17 protein-coding genes are annotated in these 17,754 nt (G+C 72.7%); 14 read left to right on the top strand and 3 right to left on the bottom strand.

Going from position 1 to position 17,754, the window contains the following annotated elements:
- Window positions 1–93: 93 nt before the first annotated feature.
- The 3 genes from HUT12_RS17285 to HUT12_RS17275 are packed head-to-tail and all read left to right on the top strand — an operon-like array spanning window position 94 to window position 3,288.
- Window positions 94–759: a TetR/AcrR family transcriptional regulator gene (locus tag HUT12_RS17285; protein ID WP_131052770.1), complete on the top strand. Its 666-nt coding sequence runs from the start codon at window positions 94–96 to the stop codon at window positions 757–759.
- Window positions 760–796: 37 nt separating this feature from the next.
- Window positions 797–2,215 carry an aldehyde dehydrogenase family protein gene (locus HUT12_RS17280; RefSeq protein WP_176094041.1) on the top strand — a complete coding sequence of 473 codons (1,419 nt, stop codon included), beginning with the start codon at window positions 797–799 and terminating at the stop codon, window positions 2,213–2,215.
- On the top strand, window positions 2,212–3,288 hold the full coding sequence (locus HUT12_RS17275; protein ID WP_176094040.1) for a zinc-binding dehydrogenase: 1,077 nt from the start codon (window positions 2,212–2,214) through the stop codon (window positions 3,286–3,288). The genes HUT12_RS17280 and HUT12_RS17275 overlap by 4 nt, the downstream gene beginning before the upstream one ends.
- Before the next feature lie 83 nt (window positions 3,289–3,371).
- On the opposite strand, the gene HUT12_RS17270 is transcribed toward HUT12_RS17275, so the two are convergent.
- The gene (locus tag HUT12_RS17270; RefSeq protein ID WP_176094039.1) at window positions 3,372–4,958 is read right to left on the bottom strand and encodes an alpha/beta hydrolase-fold protein; all 1,587 of its coding nucleotides are present in this window, start codon (window positions 4,956–4,958) and stop codon (window positions 3,372–3,374) included.
- A 357-nt stretch (window positions 4,959–5,315) separates the two neighbouring features.
- On the opposite strand from HUT12_RS17270, the gene HUT12_RS17265 reads away from it, so the two are divergent.
- The 7 genes from HUT12_RS17265 to HUT12_RS17235 all read left to right on the top strand — a co-directional run bounded on the left by HUT12_RS17265 (window position 5,316) and on the right by HUT12_RS17235 (window position 12,409).
- Window positions 5,316–6,059, top strand: a complete 744-nt coding sequence (locus tag HUT12_RS17265; protein WP_176094038.1) for a FadR/GntR family transcriptional regulator — start codon at window positions 5,316–5,318, stop codon at window positions 6,057–6,059.
- 77 nt (window positions 6,060–6,136) lie between these two features.
- Window positions 6,137–7,180: an aromatic ring-hydroxylating dioxygenase subunit alpha gene (locus HUT12_RS17260; protein WP_176094037.1), complete on the top strand. Its 1,044-nt coding sequence runs from the start codon at window positions 6,137–6,139 to the stop codon at window positions 7,178–7,180.
- On the top strand, window positions 7,177–7,395 hold the full coding sequence (locus tag HUT12_RS17255) for a hypothetical protein (protein WP_131052764.1): 219 nt from the start codon (window positions 7,177–7,179) through the stop codon (window positions 7,393–7,395). Before HUT12_RS17260 ends, HUT12_RS17255 begins: the two co-directional genes overlap by 4 nt.
- Window positions 7,392–8,336, top strand: coding sequence for a PDR/VanB family oxidoreductase (locus HUT12_RS17250; protein WP_131052763.1), 945 nt, complete (start codon window positions 7,392–7,394; stop codon window positions 8,334–8,336). Before HUT12_RS17255 ends, HUT12_RS17250 begins: the two co-directional genes overlap by 4 nt.
- A gap of 24 nt (window positions 8,337–8,360) precedes the next feature.
- Window positions 8,361–9,155 carry an IclR family transcriptional regulator gene (locus tag HUT12_RS17245; protein WP_176094036.1) on the top strand — a complete coding sequence of 265 codons (795 nt, stop codon included), beginning with the start codon at window positions 8,361–8,363 and terminating at the stop codon, window positions 9,153–9,155.
- A gap of 68 nt (window positions 9,156–9,223) precedes the next feature.
- Window positions 9,224–10,108, top strand: coding sequence for a PaaX family transcriptional regulator C-terminal domain-containing protein (locus HUT12_RS17240; protein WP_176094035.1), 885 nt, complete (start codon window positions 9,224–9,226; stop codon window positions 10,106–10,108).
- 204 nt (window positions 10,109–10,312) lie between these two features.
- Window positions 10,313–12,409 (top strand): DUF6351 family protein, encoded by a 2,097-nt coding sequence (locus HUT12_RS17235; RefSeq protein ID WP_176094034.1) that lies wholly within the window; start codon window positions 10,313–10,315, stop codon window positions 12,407–12,409.
- A 77-nt stretch (window positions 12,410–12,486) separates the two neighbouring features.
- Here the strand turns inward: HUT12_RS17235 and HUT12_RS17230 are convergent, their stop codons facing one another.
- Complete coding sequence (locus HUT12_RS17230; protein WP_176094033.1) at window positions 12,487–12,948, bottom strand: MarR family winged helix-turn-helix transcriptional regulator; 462 nt, start codon at window positions 12,946–12,948, stop codon at window positions 12,487–12,489.
- Window positions 12,949–13,031: 83 nt separating this feature from the next.
- Between HUT12_RS17230 and HUT12_RS17225 the strand changes: the two genes are divergently transcribed.
- From HUT12_RS17225 to HUT12_RS17210, 4 genes are read left to right on the top strand one after another with little or no spacing between them, the layout of a single operon-like run.
- Window positions 13,032–13,958, top strand: coding sequence for an SDR family NAD(P)-dependent oxidoreductase (locus HUT12_RS17225; protein ID WP_176094032.1), 927 nt, complete (start codon window positions 13,032–13,034; stop codon window positions 13,956–13,958).
- A 24-nt stretch (window positions 13,959–13,982) separates the two neighbouring features.
- On the top strand, window positions 13,983–14,864 hold the full coding sequence (locus tag HUT12_RS17220; protein ID WP_131054554.1) for an amidohydrolase family protein: 882 nt from the start codon (window positions 13,983–13,985) through the stop codon (window positions 14,862–14,864).
- A 16-nt stretch (window positions 14,865–14,880) separates the two neighbouring features.
- Window positions 14,881–15,333, top strand: a complete 453-nt coding sequence (locus tag HUT12_RS17215) for a MaoC family dehydratase (protein WP_131054555.1) — start codon at window positions 14,881–14,883, stop codon at window positions 15,331–15,333.
- A 54-nt stretch (window positions 15,334–15,387) separates the two neighbouring features.
- Complete coding sequence (locus HUT12_RS17210) at window positions 15,388–16,929, top strand: long-chain fatty acid--CoA ligase (protein WP_131054556.1); 1,542 nt, start codon at window positions 15,388–15,390, stop codon at window positions 16,927–16,929.
- Here the strand turns inward: HUT12_RS17210 and HUT12_RS17205 are convergent.
- Window positions 16,835–17,722, bottom strand: a complete 888-nt coding sequence (locus HUT12_RS17205; RefSeq protein ID WP_176094031.1) for a PaaX family transcriptional regulator C-terminal domain-containing protein — start codon at window positions 17,720–17,722, stop codon at window positions 16,835–16,837. The genes HUT12_RS17210 and HUT12_RS17205 overlap by 95 nt on opposite strands.
- Window positions 17,723–17,754 lie beyond the last annotated feature (32 nt).

The raw sequence follows: 17,754 nt of genomic DNA, 5'->3' as shown, positions 1-17,754 counted from the left end.
TCTGCGTTTAAACTAGCGCTGCAAGTTTTCGGCTGTCCAGACCTGCGGTGTGGCAGAGTTCCGCCACAGAGCACCCACCCGAGGAGGAAGCCCATGCCCCGGCCACGACAGGCGCTGCTCAGCCGGGAGCGGATCGTCGAGGCCGCCGTGGCGCTGATCGACGCCGACGGGCTGGCCGGGTTCTCCACCCGCCGGCTCGCCGCCGAACTCGGCGTCCGGGGACCGTCGCTCTACAACCACTTCGCCACGAAGGACGCGATCCTCGACGCGGTGGCGGACAGCATCACCGGCCGGGTGGACGTGTCGTACTTCGGCGCGGTCGACTGGCGGGTGGCGCTGCGCCGGTGGGGACACACCTATCGGGCGGCCCTGGCCGCCCACCCGAACATCGTGCCGCACCTGGCGCAGGGTCCCGGGCGGCGACCGGCGGCGCTGGCGATGGCCGACGCCGTCTACGGCGGGCTCGTCACGGCGGGCTGGCCACCGGCGCGGGCCACCCACATCGGCGCGCTGATGCGCTACTTCGTGACCGGCTCGGCGCTCGGCTCGTTCGCCCGGGGCTTCGTCGAGGACCCGAGCGTCTACGCCGACCAGTACCCGCACCTGAGCCAGGCGCACCGGCTCGCCGAGCACCAGCAACAGGTCGACGAGGGCGCCTTCACGCTCGGCCTGGACGCCCTGATCGAGGGCTTGTCCCACAGCTACGAACGCGCCGTCGGCCCGCTGCCACCCCTCCCGTCGACCGACGAGGCGTACTAGGGTCAAAACTTCCACTGCTAGGCGAGGTGAGGGCCGCATGGATCTCGCACGGACGGACTTCTACCTGGACGGGCGCTGGGTGCCCCCGAGCGGCGCGGAGTCGTTGGAGGTGCACGACCCGACGACCGAGGAGATCGTCGCGACCGTCCCGGCCGGCACCGCCGAGGACGTGGACCGGGCGGTGGCCGCCGCCCGCGCGGCTTTCGGGAGCTGGTCCGCGACCGACCCGGCGGACCGGGCCGCCCACCTCGACCGACTGCACGCCGAGCTGACCGCGCGCGCCTACGACATCGCCCGCACCGTCGTGCGGGAGCTCGGCACTCCGCTCAAGGTCGCCACCCGGGTGCAGACCGGCCTGCCGCTGACCGTGCTGCGCAGCTACGTCGACCTGGCCGCCCGGCCGCCGGCACCGGAGACGGTCGGCAACTCACTGGTGGTCCGCGAGCCGGTGGGTGTGGTCGGCGCGATCACCCCGTGGAACTACCCGCTGCACCAGATCGTGGCCAAACTCGCGCCGGCGCTGGCCGCCGGGTGCACGGTGGTGCTGAAGCCGAGCGAGCTGACGCCGCTGACGGCGTACCTCCTCTTCGACGCCGTGCACGCGGCGGGCCTGCCGCCGGGCGTGGTCAACCTGGTCACCGGCACCGGTCCGGTGGTGGGCGAGGCCATCGCCGCCCACCCCGACGTGGACCTGGTCTCCTTCACCGGCTCCACCGCCTCCGGTCGACGCGTCGCGCACCTCGCCGCCGACCGGATCGCCCGGGTCGCGCTGGAACTCGGCGGCAAGTCGGCCAACGTGATCCTGGACGACGCCGACCTGACCACCGCGGTCAAGGTCGGTGTCGGCAACGCCTTCCTCAACTCGGGGCAGACCTGCACCGCGTGGACCCGGATGCTGGTGCAGCGGGCCCGTTACGACGAGGCCCTCGACCTGGTGGCCAAGGCCGCCGAGGGCTACCAGGTCGGCGACCCCCTCGAACCGGCCACCCGGCTCGGTCCGCTGGTCTCGGCGCAGCAGCGGGACCGGGTCCGCGCGCACGTCGCCCGGGGCCTGGCCGACGGCGGCCGGCTGGTCGTCGGTGGGCCCGACGCCCCGGTGCCGGACCGGGGCTTCTTCGTCGCCCCGACGGTGATCGCCGACGTCGACCCGGACAGCGCCCTCGCGCAGGAGGAGGTCTTCGGGCCGGTGCTGGCGGTGATCCCGGTCGACGACGACGACCACGCCGTGGCGGTCGCCAACAACTCCCGCTACGGTCTGGCCGGCGCGGTCTGGTCCGCCGACGAGGAACGGGCGCTGCGGGTGGCCCGGCGGCTGCGCACCGGTGCCGTCGACATCAACGGGGCGCCGTTCAACCCGATGGCCCCGTTCGGCGGCTACAAGCAGTCCGGTCTCGGGCGCGAGCTGGGCAGCCACGGGCTGGCGGAGTTCTGCGAGATCAAGGCGATCCAGCGGTGAGAGGTCTGGTGGCCAGGGCCGCCGACGCACCGCTGCGGGTGGAGCCGGTCGAGCTGCCGGAGACCGGCCCCGGCCAGGTACGCGTCCGCACCCGGGCCTCCGGTGTGTGCCACTCCGACCTGTCCATGGCGGACGGCACCCTGACCGCGCCGTACCCGCTGCTGCTCGGACACGAGGCGGCCGGCGTGGTGGCGGAGGTCGGTGACGGCGTGGACCGGGTGGCCCCCGGCGACCACGTGGTGCTCAACTGGGCACCGGCCTGCCGTTCCTGCTGGTTCTGCCGGCGCGACGAGCCCTGGCTGTGCCGGCGCAACGGGGCACCGGCCGTGGCGCGCGGACACACCGTGGACGGTCGGCCGCTGCACGTCACGCTCGGGCTGGGCGCGCTCGCCGAGCAGGTGCTGGTGCCGCAGGAGGCCGCCGTGGCAGTGCCGTCCGCGCTGCCGTTCCCGGCCGCCGCACTGCTCGGCTGTGCGGTGCTCACCGGGGTCGGCGCGGTGCGGCGTACCGCGCGGGTGGCGGCCGGCGACTCGGTCGCGGTGATCGGTCTCGGCGGGGTCGGGCTGTCGGCGGTGGCCGCCGCGCGTGCGGCCGGTGCGGCTGTGGTGATCGGGGTGGACGTCGCCCCCGCCAAGGCCGAGTTGGCCGCCGCCGCGGGCGCCACCGACTTCCTGCTCGCGGACGACTCGCTGGTCCGCGCGGTCCGGGGACTGACCGGCGGCCGGGGCGTCGACCACGCGGTGGAGTGCGTCGGGCGGTCCGCCACGATCCGCAGCGCCTGGCAGAGCACCCGCCGGGGTGGCCAGGTCGTCGTGGTGGGGATGGGCGGCAAGGACGACATCGTCGGCCTGAGCGCGTTGGACATCTTCCACTCCGCGCGGACGCTGCGTTCCTCGGTCTACGGCTCCTCGGACCCCGACCGGGACGTGCCCGAGCTGGCGCGGGCGGTGCTCGACGGCACGCTCGACCTGAGCTACCTGGTCACCGACCGGGCCACCCTCGACGAGGCGCCGGCGGCGTTCGCCCGGATGGCACGGGGCGAGGGCGCCCGGACGGTGGTCGAGTTCGACTGAGCACCTCCGGGCCGGTGGACGACGACGGTCCGTGATGACATCCCTCGAAGGAGTGCCACCACGGACCGGTCGGGCGCGTCGGGTCAGCCGGCCTGGGCCGGGCTGCTCTGCGCGGTGTTGTAGAGGCTGTCACCCTGGTAGCGGGCGGTCACCGGCTCGGTCAGCGGGCCGCTGACGTTGCCCTTGAACTCGGCGACGCCGTTGCGCACGGTCGCCGAACCGAGGCGCTTGTCGCCGGCGTAGAAGTCGACCTTGCCGGAGGGCTTGCGGTCGCTGTTGGTCACCGAGGCCACCTCGGCGGTGGCGATGACGCGGTACCGGTGCGAGTTGCCGGCCCGGATCGACTCGACGTCCAGGTCGACGGTGGTGCTCCGGAACGCGACGGTCCGCAGGTAGTCGTTGAGCATCTGCCGCCACACGTCCCAGACGTGCACACCGTCGATGTTGAACTCGGTCACCTCGACACCGGCCGCACGCCAGTTCTCGGTGCGGGCGACCGAGTCGGGCGCGATGTTGATCAGCCAGTCCTGCAGGCCGGTGCCGACGTGGATGCCGCCGGGCACGGCCTTCATCCGCGCCACCTGCTCCGCGGAGGGGTTCACCGCACCGCCGGCCGCACCCCACGCGCCGTGGTAGCCGACCAGGTCGGTGTTGTCGTACAGCAGCGTGATGGCACGGGCACCACCGGCGGAGAGACCCCCGAAGGCGCGGTCCTGGGCCTGGGTGGAGACGTGGTAGTTCTTCTCCACGAACGGGATGACGTTGTTCCGCAGCTCGTCGACGTAGCCCTGGTTGCCGTCGGGCAGGCCGTTGAAGTCGGTCGAGACGATCACCATCGGCAGCGCCTTACGGTCCCGGATCGCGTTCTCCAGGATCTCGTGGGCCACGCCCTCCATGGTCCAGTCGGTGGCGTTGCCGCCGCCGCCGTGGCTGAGGTAGAGCGTCGGGTACGGGGTGGCGCGCGTAGCGTCGTAGCCGTGCGGCAGGTAGACGACCACGTCGTGCTTGCCCGCCGGGTCGGTGGACAGCGGCGAGTGGTACCAGCGCTGCTCCAGCTTGCCGGCCTTCTTGCGGTCGACCGGCGCCTGGTAGCTGTTGTCGTAGGTGGGGAAGCGCTTGCTGTTCGGCACGTAGACCCGGCTGAGCAGCGCACCCGGCGCGGTCGCGTGCGGCGTGACCTCCAGCGGGTTGGCCGGGTCCGGGTGCAGGGTGCAGCCGCTGGCCGTCGGGCTGTCACAGTCGTGGGTGAACGCGTACCGGAAGGTGCCGGAGGGCAGCGGCGTGGTGAACGTCCACACCCCGTCGCGTCCCTGCTGCATCGGCAGCGGACGCCATGGGTCGGCGAGGATGTCGCCGGGCTGCCACTGCGCGCCGGTGCGGGCGTCACCGCAGCCCACGCAGGTCACGCTCGCGGGCTGGGAGAACCACCACTCGCCGTAGATCTGGACCGACTGCACACCGGCGGGAGCCCGGTAGCGGAAGGTGACCGAGTGACCGGTGGGTGCCTGGTTGGTCTGCACGACCTTCGGTCCGAGGGCGGCCGCCGGGGCAGCGGACGCTGCGGGAGCCGCGAGGGCTCCGGAGGCGACCGTCAGGCCGGCGACGGCCGAGACGGCCAACGCGCGGCGGAGCCGGCGGGTCGGCGCGGGGTGAGGATGAGCAACGGGCATGTGTGCGTTTCCCTTCATCGGCTGGTCGACCGGTTCGTCCCGGGGATGCCGTACGGGCGACCAGTGGTGGCGTGTCGACGAGTCGGTTCTCCCCTGGTGTTCGTGGCCGGTCCGTGACGGTCCGGAGTGGACCGACGGGGACCGGACGGCGGCCAGGGCGCTCCGATCCCGGTGCGGTGCGGGGTCGCACCGGGCCCGTCGTGCGGCGCCACCTGCTGATTAACGTGATCGTCACACAAAGGTGATATCTTTGTAAACACATTGGTGACACCTTTCGCCGCCATTCCGCGCCGCACCGGACGGCCAGCGGTGCCCGGCGCGCTAGTCTCTCCGGAAGCGAGTGATCGGGGATCCTTGATGGGTGAGGCGACACGCGACGCGGCGCGGCCCACAGCGCCCGTGCTGCACGACGCCGTGCTCGACGCGCTCGGGCTGGAGATCACCAGCGGTCGGCACGTCGCCGGAGAGGCGCTCACCCTGGAGCAGTTGCAGCACCGCTTCGGCGTCTCGCGCACCGTGATGCGGGAGGCGATGCGGATCCTGGAGTCGTTGCACCTGGTGGCCTCGCGCCGCCGGGTCGGCCTGGTGGTCCAGCCGATGCACCGGTGGCGGGTGCTCGATCCACGCGTGATCCGCTGGCGGCTCGAAGGTCCCGGCCGCGCCGCGCAGCTACGGACGCTCACCGAGCTGCGGGTGGCGGTCGAACCACTCGCCGCTGCCGGGGCCGCCCGGCACGCCACCGCCGAGGAGCGACAGCGACTCCGCGCGCTGGCCGCCCAGATGCGTCAGCTCGGCGAGGCCGGGGAACTCGACGCGTTCCTCGCCGCCGACGTCGAATTCCACGCACTGCTGCTCCAGGCCTGCCTCAACGAGATGTTCACCGCGCTGACCGGGGTGATCGCCGAGGTGCTCGCCGGCCGGACCGAGCACGGGCTGATGCCCAAGTGCCCGCGACCGGTCGCCCTGGACCTGCACGAGCAGGTCGCCAACACGGTCGCCGCCGAGGACGCCCGGGGCGCCGAGACCGCCATGCGGGCACTCGTCGAGGAGGTACGCGACGCGATCGGCAACGCCGACGCGGATCGCCCCGACTTTCACTGAGTGAGAACGCGGCTCCCGGCCGAGGGGGTACGCCCGGGACCATCCGACTGACCGTCGTACGTCGACAGGAGGCCCGGATGACGTTCGCACGTGACCAGTGGTACGTGGCCGCCTTCAGCAACGAGGTCGGGCGCGACCTGCTCGCCCGTACCGTGCTGGGCGAGCCGCTCGTGTTCTACCGCACCGAGTCCGGCGCGGCGGTGGCGCTCGCCGACCGGTGTGTGCACCGGCGGTACCCGCTGTCGGAGAGCCGCCTCGACGGGGACACCGTGGTCTGCGGATACCACGGCTTCACCTACGATCCGAGCGGCGCCTGCGTCTTCGTACCCGGGCAGCAGCGCATCCCCCGGACGGCGCGGGTGGCCGCGTACCCGGTGGTGGAGCAGGACACCCTGGTCTGGGTCTGGATCGGCGACCGGGACCGGGCCGACGCCTCCACCATCCCCCGGGCACCCTGGCTCGGGGACCCCCGCTACACGACGGTGCGTGGCATGGCGCCGCTGGACGCCCGGTACAGCCTGCTGGTGGACAACCTGATGGACCTGTCCCACGAGACGTACCTGCACGGCGGCTACATCGGTACGCCCGAGGTGGCGAACACGCCGATCACCACCGAGGTGGACGAGGATCGGGGCGTCGTCTACGTCAGCCGGCACATGGACGACGCGGAGTGCCCGCCGTTCTATGCCCGCTCGACCGGCATCCAGGGCCGGATCACCCGCTGGCAGGACATCGAGTACCACCCGCCCTGCCTGTACGTGTTGCACAGCCGGATCGCCCCGCAGGGCGTCTACCCGCCGGCCGAGGGCGACGACGACCAGGCGTTCCACGCCGAGATCGTGTACGCCATCACCCCGTCGACCGCGCACACCACGTACGACTTCTGGGCGGTGGCGCGGGACTTCGCCGTCGACGACGAGTCGGTCAGCGAGTACCTCTACCAGAGCAACCACACCGTGGTCATGCAGGACGTCACCGCCCTGAACATCCTGGAGCGGGTGATCACCGGCGAGCCGGAGCGCTACCAGGAACTGAGCATCAACATCGACACCGGCGGGCTGGCCGCCCGACGGCTGCTCGCCCGGATGGTCGAGTCGTCCACGGTGGAGGCGCCCCGGTGACCGCGCCGGCCGGCGGGCTCACCGGCGACCGGGTCTATCGGATCCACTGGCTGCCGGGCACCGACACGCTGCGCGGCATCTGCCACTGCGGTGCCGAGCGGATCGCCGAGGAGCCGGTGCAGTTGTGGGAGTGGCTGCTCGCCCATCCCCGGGACCACCGGCCACCGGCAGCACCCGCACCGGCACCGACGCAGCGGGTGGTGGTGCCGGCATGACCGCGACGGAGACGACGCTGGTGGTCGCCGGCCGGGAGGCGGTGGCCACCGGCGTGGTGGTGCTGACCCTGCGCCGCCCGGATGGTGGCGAGGTGCCGGGCTGGACCCCGGGCGCGCACGTCGACCTGGACCTGGGCCCCGGGCTGGTGCGCCAGTACTCGCTCTGCGGCGACCCGGCCGACCGCACCGCGCTCCAGGTGGCGGTGCACCTGGCGCCGCAGGGGCGTGGCGGTTCCCGGCACGTGCACGAACGCCTGCCGCCCGGCGCGACGGTGCGGGTGGTCGGGCCGCGCAACGCCTTCCGGCTGGTCGAGGCCGACCGGTACCTCTTCGTCGCCGGGGGCATCGGCATCACGCCGATCCGGCCGATGGTCGCCGCCGCCGACGCCGCCGGTGCCGACTGGCGACTGGTGTACGGCGGACGCAGCCGCAGCTCCATGGCCTTCGCCGCCGATCTGCGGCAGGCGTACGGCGAGCGGGTGCGCCTCTGTCCGCAGGACGAGACGGGCCTGCTCGACCTGGACACGCTGATCGGTGACCCGGCCGACGCGGTCGTCTACTGCTGCGGGCCGGAGGGGCTGATCGACGCCGTGCAGCAGCGCTGCCGGACGTGGCCACCCGGTCGGCTGCACGTCGAGCGGTTCGCCCCGGCGGCCGGGGCCGGCACGGGCGAACACGCCGTGGAGGTCGACCTCGCGCTCTCCGGCCGGACGGTGCACGTACCGCCGGGCACCTCGATCCTGGCGGCGCTGGAGCAGGCCGGTACGCAGGTGCTCTCCTCATGCCGCGAGGGCACCTGCGGCACCTGCGAGACCACCGTGCTCGACGGCACGCCGGAGCACCGCGACAGCCTGCTCACCGAGGCGGAACGGGCTGCCGGGGACACCATGCTGATCTGCGTGTCCCGGGCGCGTACCCGGCGGCTCGTGCTGGAGCTGTGACCGGTCGGCGGGGATGATGGCGGGGTGCAGGCACGGCCCGGACGCTCGGTCACCAGCAAGGTGCTGGCGCTGCTCGACGCGTTCAGCCCCGGCGAGCCGGCGCTGACCCTGAGCGAGCTGGCCCGGCGGGCCGAGCTGCCGCTGCCCACCGCGTACCGCCGGGTCGCCGAGCTGGTGGCCTGGGGCGCGCTGGAACGCGGTGACGACGCGCGCTACCGGGTCGGCCTGCGCCTGTGGGAGGTCGGTTCGCTGGCGCCGCGCGGGCTGGGGCTGCGCGAGCTGGCGCTGCCGGTGCTGGAGGACCTGTACGAGGTGACCCACGAGAACGTCCAGCTCGCCGTCCGGCAGGACCTCGAACTCGTCTTCATCGAGCGGATCGCCGGACGGCACGCGGTGCCGGTGCTCACCCGGGTCGGCGGTCGCTTCGCGCTGCACGCCACCGGTGTGGGGCTGGTGCTGCTGGCGCACGCACCGGCGCAGGTGCAGGAGCGGGTCCTCGCCGCGCCGTTGGAGCGGTACACCGAGCTGACCGTCACCGATCCGGTGCGGTTGCGCCGCCAGCTCGCCGAGGTGCGCCGCGCCGGGTACGCGATCAGCGACCGGCAGGTCACCATGGACGCCCTCTCCGTCGCCGCGCCGATCGCCGGGCCGGACGGGGTGGTGGCGGCGATCTCGCTGGTGGTGGCGTACGACCGGGCCGATCCGCTGGCGCTGGCGCCGCTGGTGCAGGCGGCCGGTCGGGTGGTCTCCCGGTCGCTGGGTCGCCCGTCCGCGTCGACCCGGCCGGCGCCGTTACCCCGACGCCCCCGTGGGCAGTAGTTTGTCCGGATGCGTGTTGTCCCCTGTGCGGCCCGTCGGACCGGCCCGACCGGGTCACCCGGCGCACCGTGTTGACCGAGGGCCGGGTGTGGCAGCCGGAGCCGGCCACGCCGTCGGATCGGGCGGCGGTGGGTCGGGCCCGCGCGCAGCGGCTGCTGGTGACGCTCCTCGGTGACCACTGGCACGCCGGCCGGTCCCCGCTGCCCTCCGGTGGGCTGGTCGCGGTGCTGGCCGAGTTCGGCATCGCCCCGGCCAACGCCCGGGCGACGCTGGCCCGCCTGACCCAGCGCGGCATGCTGGAACGCACCAAGGAGGGCCGGCGGACCAGCTACCGGCTGACCGAGTCGGCGTCGCAGACCCTGCGCCGGGGTGCCCGGCGCATCTTCGCCAGCAGCGACTCAGACGACTGGGACGGGGTCTGGACGCTGCTCGCCTTCACCCTGCCGCTCGACGACGCGCACCAGCGCCGGCTGCTGCGGGCCCGGCTGCGCTGGCTGACGTTCTGGCCGTTGTACGACGCGACCTGGGTGACCCCGCACGACCGGTTCGACGAGGTACACGAGCAGCTCGGCGAGCTGGGTGTCACCGACGCGGTGGTGTTGCGGTCGCGGGACTTCGAGCTGCTGCCGAGCACCCGCGCCCGGCTGGAGGCCGCCTGGCGCATCGACGTGCTCGCCGACGGGTACCAGCGGTTCCTGGAGCGCCACCGGACGGTGGCGCGGCAGGCCGACGCCGGTGCGGTGGGCCCGTCGGCGGCGCTGGTCGCGCGGACCGAGCTGGTCAACGACTGGCGGGCGCTGGTGGGCGACGATCCGGACCTGCCGGCCCGGTTCCTGCCGGCGTCCTTTCCCCGGGCACAGGCGCGGGTGATGTTCCTGCGGACCGCGACGGCGCTGGCCGAGCCGGCGCAGCAGCGCTTCGAGGAACTGGTCCGGACTCCCGAGCGGGGCTGAGCAGAGGCGACAACGCCGCCGATCTTCGCCATCCATAGATACGATGCAGAATCGTTGACGCGCGATCAGATTTCGCATTATGTTCGCCACACGTGCCTGACCAGCAGGTCCAGCCGTCCGTCTCCGGCTGAAAGGGGTCCCGTCATGCCCACCGATCGACCTCAGGAGCGCACCAGACCACGATCATGGAAGGGAGCGCTGGCCGTGGCCGCCACGGCGGCGCTGCTCGCCGGCTCCACCGCACCGGCCCTCGCCGCGCCGCCACCCCACGCAGGTCCCGCCGAGCGTGCCTTCGAGGTGACCGTCCTGTCCGGACGGGCCGACACCGTCAGCGGCGGTGACGCGCTGGTGCGCGTCGCCGTGCCGCGCACCGTACCCCCACACCACGTGAAGGTCCGGCTCGACGGCCGGGACGTCACCGACCGGTTCCGGGCCACCGACGACAAGCGCACGCTGCTCGGTCTCGTGGACGGGCTGGCGCTGGGCGCCAACGAGCTCGAGGTCCGCGCGAACGGGCAGGGCCACGGCCGCCCCCGCGCCACGCTGACCCTGCGCAACCATCCGGCCGCCGGACCGGTCATCTCCGGCCCGCACATCCCGCTGTTCTGCACCGCGTCGGGCAACCCGTGGAACCTGGGCCCGGTGGACGCGGACTGCCACGTGGCGCAACCCCGGGTCACCTACCAGTACCGCACCACCGCCGGGAGCTTCGTCGCGCTGCCGGACGGCCCGCTCCCGGCCGACGTGGCCACCACCACGACCAGCGACGGCCGCACCGTGCCGTACGTGGTCCGGGTCGAGCGCGGCACCATCAACCGCGCGGTGTACGAGATCGCCCTGCTGCACCGGCCGGGCACCGCGTCGCCGGACCCGTGGACGGCCACCGACGGATGGAACGACCGGCTGGTCTACACCTTCGGCGGCGCCTGCGGCATCGGGTACACCCAGGCCACCAGCACCGGCGGGGTGATGAACCACAGCCTGCTCAGCAGGGGTTACGCGGTGGCCAGCGCGACGTTCAACGTCTTCGCCAACAACTGCAACGACGTCACCTCCGCCGAGACCGCGATGATGGTCAAGGAACACTTCGTCGAGTCGTACGGCGTACCGCTGTTCACCATGGGCTGGGGCGGCTCGGCCGGCACCATGCAGCAGTTGCTGATCGCCAACGCGTACCCGGGGATCCTGGACGGGGTCATCGGCCAGATCGGCTACCCGGACGAGCGCTCGGTGACCCTCACCGGGCACGAGTGCCGGTTCATCTCCCAGGCGGCCCCGGCGGCCGGGCTCTCCACCGCCCAGCGGACCGCGGTGACCGGCTTCGCCAGCCCGAACACCTGCGGCGGCTACCAGAACTTCGACAGCGTCGACTGGCCCGCCACCTGCCCGAGCCACGTTCCCGCCGGGCTGCGCTACCACCCGGTGACCAACCCGGACGGCATCCGCTGCGCGATGGCGGACTTCATCTCCAACGTGTACGGCGTCGACCCGACCACCGGCGCCGGGCGGCCGATCGTCCCGGACACCGTCGGCGTGCAGTACGGGCTGCGCACCCTGGACGCCGGGGTGATCAGCCCGGAGCAGTTCGTCCGGCTCAACGAGGGCATCGGTGGTCTGGACGTCGAGGGCACCCGCACCCCGCACCGCACCTCGGCGAACGTCGACGCGATCGAGGTGGCGTACGCGACCGGACGCGTCAACCAGTTCGACGGTGGTCTGCGGTGGACGCCGATCATCGAGACCCGTGGTTACACCGACCCGAGCGGTGACTTCCACGACCGCTTCCGCTCCTGGACCATGCGGGAGCGACTGCTCGCGGCCAACGGTCACGCGGACAACCACATCAGTGTCACAGGCGCGTCCGGGGCGCCCGCGTCGACGAGTCAGACGCAGGCACTGGTGGACATGGACGCCTGGTTGACCGCCCGGACGGCGTTGGCGGCGAGCCGACCCCATCTGGACGAGACGGCACTGACCCGGCTGTCCCGGCCGGCCGGGCTGGCGGACCACTGCGTCGCGGCGGACGGGGAGCGGATCGTGGAGACGTTGACCCTCGACCCGGCGGCCCGGTGCAACCAGCTCTTCCCGTTCCACCGCAACCCGCGCGTGGAGGCGGGCGGGCCGACCACTTCCGCCGTGCTCAAGTGCCGGCTTGCGCCGCTGGACCGGGCGGCGTACGGCGTCGACTTCACCGACGAGCAGTGGCAGCGGTTGCGGGCGGTCTTCCCGGACGGGGTCTGTGACTGGTCCCGGCCCGGCGTCGGTCAGGTCCCGTTGACCGGCACCTGGATCCGCTTCTGAGCGCACCGGTGTCGGGCGGTGTCATCCCCCGCCGCCCGGCACCGGCTCGCTCCGGCACCGCTCGGTCCGTCACCGGTTCAGTCTGGAAAGGCCAGCAGGCGCAGCAGTTGCGCCAGCCGGGCGTGGTCCTCGGGGGTGACCGCGGCCAGCAGGCCCAGCTCCACGGCGTGCGCGGAGGACTGGGCGCGGGCGAACAGCTCGCGCCCCTCGTCGGTGGCGACCAGGACGTTGGCGCGCCGGTCGGCGGGGTCGGTGCGGCGCTCGACCAGACCGCGTCTCTCCAGGTCGTCGATGAGCGCCACCACCTGGCTCGGGTCCAGCCGGAGGAACTCGGCCAGCTCCCGCTGGGTGGGCCGGGTGTCGTCGGCGGCCAGCGCGAGCACCGAGTACGAGCGGGCCTTCAGTCCGTGCTCGGCCAGGGCGGCGTTGGCCGCGGCGAGGGTGAGCGCGTTGGCGCGCACCAGCAGGAAGCTCAGATCCCGGCCGAGCACGCTGTCCCGCAGGCCGCCGGCCGGTCGGGCTCTCTCGGGAGGGGGCACGGCGACGATGATAGCAAGCCTTACCAATAATTGACTTTTTCAACGGTCCATGTTCCGATCGACCTCGACGCGAAGGAGTGCCCATGTCCCTGGACGGCAAAGTCGCAATCGTCACCGGAGCCGGACGCGGTCTCGGCCTCGCCTACGCACGGCAGTTGGCCGCGCAGGGCGCCGCGGTCGTGGTCAACGACGTGGACGAGCAGGCGACCGCCGACGCCGTCGCGGCGATCCGGGCGGCCGGCGGACGCGCCGTCGCCGTGGTCGCACCGGTCGGTCCGACCGAGACCGCACAGGCCCTGGTCGCCGCCGCCGTCGAGAGCTTCGGCCGACTGGACGTCCTGGTCACCAACGCCGGGGTGCTGCGCGACACGGTGCTCTGGAAGATGACCGACGAGGACTTCGACACCGTGATCGGGGTGCACCTGCGGGGCACCTTCACCACCGTGCGCGAGGCCGTGCGGCACATGCGCCAGGCCGGCGAGGGCGGGCGGATCATCTGCATCGGCTCCCCCACCGGCCAACGCGGCACCTTCGGCCAGACCAACTACGCCGCCGCCAAGGCGGGCATCGTCGGCATGGTCCGGACCTGGGCGTTGGAGCTCAAGCGAGCCGGCATCACGGTCAACGCCGTCGTCCCGGTCGCCGCGACCGCGATGACCGCCACGGTCCCCTACTTCGCCGCCGCGGTACGCGCCGAGGCCGCCGGGGAGCCGATGCCCGCCTTCTTCCGGCACGACCTCGGGTTCGGCACCTCCGACGACGTGGCCGGGCTGGTCGCCTTCCTCGGCTCCGACAGCGCCGCCGAGGTGACCGGCCAGGTGATCGGCGTGGGCGGCGACCGGATCCAGATCTGGACCCACCCGGAGGTCGCGCTGACCGCCCACCACGAGGGCGGTTGGTCCTACGACGCGCTGGTCGCCGCGTGGCCGACCGAGTTCGCCGCTGCGTCGCAGAGCGTCGGCGAGCGCTTCCCGGAGCTGCCCGAGGAGTTCCGCGACACCGCCTCCTGACCCGCCGGACGAAGGTTCCCGAGCATGTACCAGCCCGCGATCGACCTGGACGCCGTCACCGCGATCGACATGCACGTGCACATCGAGATCGACGACCACGGCCACGCCTCGCTGCCCGATCCGCTCGTCGCCGCCGCCTCGAAGTACTTCCGCACCGACGGCCCGCGTCCGGCGGTGGACGCGGTCGCGCAGTACTACCGCGAACGGAACATGGCCGCCGTGGTGTTCAGCGTCGACGCGCGGACGCAGCTGGCGCACCCGCCGCTGTCCAGCGCCGACATCGCCCGCGCCGCCGCCCAGCACGCCGACGTGCTCGTGCCGTTCGGCTCGGTCGACCCGCGCACCGGCGAGGCGGCCCTGGAACTCGCCGCCCGGCTGATCGAGGACGAGGGCGTACGCGGGTTCAAGTTCCACCCCACCGTGCAGGGTTTCGACCCGAGCCACGAGGAGTACGCGCCGCTGTGGGGACTGATCGAGCAGGCGGGACTGCCGGCGTTGTTCCACACCGGGCAGACCGGCATCGGCGCGGGACTGCCCGGCGGCTACGGCTTCCGGCTCGGGCTGTCCAACCCGATGCTGCTCGACCCGGTCGCCGCCGAGTTCCCGGACCTCCAGATCATCATGGCCCACCCGTCGGTGCCCTGGCAGGACGAGGCGCTGTCGGTGGCGACGCACAAGCCGAACACCTGGATCGACCTGTCCGGCTGGAGCCCGAAGTACTTCCCGGCCGAGCTGGTGCGCCACGCCAACTCGATCCTCAAGAACCGGGTGCTCTTCGGCACCGACTACCCGCTGCTCACCCCGGACCGCTGGCTGCGGGACGTGGCGAGCACCGACCTCAAGCCCGACGTGCTGCCCGGCATCCTGAAGGACAACGCCGCCCGGCTGCTGCGCCTGGCCGGATGACGACGGAAGGACCCCCGTGACCACCACCATCGCCTACGACCAGCTCGCCGGCCTCGGCGGCACCGACCTCGGGCAGACCGAGTACCGCACGGTCACCCAGGACCAGATCGACCTGTTCGCCGACGCGACCGACGACCACCAGTGGATCCACGTCGATCCGGAACGGGCCAAGGACGGCCCGTTCGGCGCGCCGATCGCCCACGGCTTCCTCACCCTTTCCCTCGCCGTGCCGTTCTGGACCGAGCTGCTCGACGTGACCGGTGTGTCCACGAAGGTGAACTACGGCCTGGACAAGGTGCGCTTCCCGGCACCGGTGCGGGTCGGGTCACGGGTCCGGATGCGGGCCGTCGTCGCCGAGGTCACCGAGGTGGCGGGCGGCTACCAGATCGCCGTCGACCAGACCATCGAGATCGACGGCGGCGGCAAGCCCGCAGTCGTCGCCCGGGGGATCTACCGCTTCTACGCCTGACCTGCCGGGACCACAGCCGCCCGGCCACCGCCCTCCACCACCAGGAGACTGCTGATGCACCACCAAGGGATCGGCGGCTGGCTGGCCAAGCGCCGACTCAAGTCACCGGAGAAGATCGCGCTCGTCCACGGCGAGCAGGCGACCATGACGTACCGGCAGCTCGCCGACGCCACGGACGGCGTCGCGGCGGCGTTGCGGCACCTCGGCGTCGGCAAGGGCGACACGGTCGCGTACCTGGGTGAGAACAGCCCCGAGTTCCTCCAGGTGATGTTCGGCGTCACCCGGCTGGGTGCCGCCTTCGTGCCGGTCAACACCCGGCTGGCGACCCCCGAGATCACCCACGTGCTCAGCGACAGCGGTGCGCGGGTGCTGATCCACGATCCCGAGTTCGCCGCCCGGGTGGCCTCGGTCGCGGCGGCGTCCCGCCCGGCGCACGTGGTGCCGACCGGCCCGGGGAGCGCCGAGACTCCGGGTTTGTCCCGGCTGGCCGCCACGGCACCCCGGGACGACACGCCGGTCCGGGTGACGATGCGGGACCCGGCCGCGATCGTCTACACCTCGGGCACGACCGGTCGCGCCAAGGGTGCCGTGCTGACCCACGGCAACCTGACCTGGACGGCGCTGAACTGCATCGTCGACTACGACGTGGTGTCGACCGACATCGCCCTGATGATCTCGCCGCTGTTCCACGTCGCCTCGCTCGGCATGGGCGCGCTGCCGGTCATCCTCAAGGGCGGCACCCTGGTGCTGGAGAAGGGTTTCGAGCCGGGACGCGCGCTCGCCCAGATCGCCCGGCACGGCGTCACCATGCTCAGCGGCGTGCCGACCACCTTCCAGCTCATGGCCGACCACCCGGACTGGGCCTCCACCGACCTGTCCACGCTGGGCAAGCTCACCTGCGGCGGCTCGGCCGTGCCCGTCCGGGTGCTGAACGCGTACGAGGAGCGGGGTCTGTCGTTCTCGCAGGGGTACGGCATGACCGAGGCGTCACCGGGGGCCACCTCGCTGCCGCCGACCATGACCCGCGCGAAGCAGGGCAGCGTGGGCCTGCCGCACTTCTTCACCGAGGTACGGGTCGCCGACGAGAACGGCGGCGCGGCTCCCGCCGGCAGCATCGGCGAGATCGAGATAGCCGGTCCGAACGTGTTCCGTGGCTACCACCGGATGCCCGAGGCGACGGCCGGGGCGTTCACCACGGACGGCTGGTTCCGCTCCGGCGACCTCGGCTACCTGGACGACGACGGCTACCTGCACGTCGCGGGCCGCCTCAAAGACATGATCATCTCGGGTGGGGAGAACATCTACCCGGCCGAGGTCGAGGTGCTGCTCGGCGAGATCGACGGGGTGACCGGCGTGGCGGTCATCGGCGTCCCGGACGAGCGCTGGGGCGAGGTGCCCTGGGCGATCATGACGATCCGCGAGGGCGCCGCCGTCGACGTCGACACCGTCCGCGACTTCCTGAACGGCAAGGTGGCCCGCTACAAGCTGCCCAAGAACGTGGTCATCGTGAACGAACTGCCGCGGACCGCGTCGGGGAAGGTGCGGAAGGCGGACCTGCGGAGCCGGTTCGGCGGGTGGTGGCAGCGCGAGTGGTGACCAGCGCGGCGAACTCGGCGGCCGAGGCGTCGGCCAGCCGCTCGTGCATCCGCCGATAGACCTGCGTCGACCGGGCCGCCGGCCACTGCGCGTCCATGAACTCGCGCGGAAGTCGCGGGTCGGCGCGCAGCAACGCGAGCCAGTCCGCCACCAGCATCGTGCGGACGGTCAGCGCGCTGGGCGCCTGCGTCGCCGCGTCCGGGTCGTCCCACACCTCGATGAAGGCCAGGTGTTCGCGCCGGATCGCCTCGATGTCCCAGGCCGCCCGGACGCTCTCGGCGATCGGGAACCCGGCCAGTTCGCGGGCGTGGAAGGCGATCACCGTGTTCGGCGGCAGGTCCTGGCACAACGGCTCCAGCGATCCGGCGAGGTCGACCTCGCCGGGTGCCAGCCACAGCCCGTCGCGCAGCGGCGCGAAGCCCTCCCAGGTCAGCGTGGAGCGCAGCCGGTGACGCAGGGTCCGCTGCCCCTCCGGGATGGTGAACGTGACGAGGGTCCAGCCGGTGCCCTGCGGGTCGAACGGGCGCGGGCCACGGACCCGCTCGGTCGCCTCGCGCAGCACCGCCACGCCGTGCTCGGTCAACGAGAACTGGATCTCCCGGCCGCTCTTGCTGCGGGCGAGGATGCCGGTCTGCACGAGTCGGTCGAGGGTGGCCCGCGTCGCCGGGGCGGCCACGCCGGCCCCCTCCAGCACCCCGATCAGGACACTGGCGCGCACCGGCCCCGGCTCGTCGTCGACGACGTGTTCACCGAAGAACGCGAGCAGCAGTTGCTTCGGCTGACGACTGCGCACAGTCCTCCCTCTCGGACGGCTCCGACCCGGCG

The organism is Verrucosispora sp. NA02020, from assembly GCF_013364215.1.
In the GTDB taxonomy this organism is placed as follows: domain Bacteria; phylum Actinomycetota; class Actinomycetes; order Mycobacteriales; family Micromonosporaceae; genus Micromonospora.
The sequence above is the reverse complement of the archived record's forward strand: the minus strand, read 5'-3'. Positions and strand labels throughout refer to the sequence as shown.

Bases quoted from the DNA above. Each gene is read 5' to 3' on its own strand.
- HUT12_RS17270 (WP_176094039.1), bottom strand. From the start codon at position 4,958: ATGCCCGTTGCTCATCCTCACCCCGCGCCGACCCGCCGGCTCCGCCGC.
- HUT12_RS17220 (WP_131054554.1), top strand. From the start codon at position 13,983: ATGTACCAGCCCGCGATCGACCTGGACGCCGTCACCGCGATCGACATG.
- HUT12_RS17250 (WP_131052763.1), top strand. From the start codon at position 7,392: ATGACCGCGACGGAGACGACGCTGGTGGTCGCCGGCCGGGAGGCGGTG.
- HUT12_RS17285 (WP_131052770.1), top strand. From the start codon at position 94: ATGCCCCGGCCACGACAGGCGCTGCTCAGCCGGGAGCGGATCGTCGAG.
- HUT12_RS17210 (WP_131054556.1), top strand. From the start codon at position 15,388: ATGCACCACCAAGGGATCGGCGGCTGGCTGGCCAAGCGCCGACTCAAG.
- HUT12_RS17280 (WP_176094041.1), top strand. From the start codon at position 797: ATGGATCTCGCACGGACGGACTTCTACCTGGACGGGCGCTGGGTGCCC.
- HUT12_RS17260 (WP_176094037.1), top strand. From the start codon at position 6,137: ATGACGTTCGCACGTGACCAGTGGTACGTGGCCGCCTTCAGCAACGAG.
- HUT12_RS17225 (WP_176094032.1), top strand. From the start codon at position 13,032: ATGTCCCTGGACGGCAAAGTCGCAATCGTCACCGGAGCCGGACGCGGT.
- HUT12_RS17265 (WP_176094038.1), top strand. From the start codon at position 5,316: ATGGGTGAGGCGACACGCGACGCGGCGCGGCCCACAGCGCCCGTGCTG.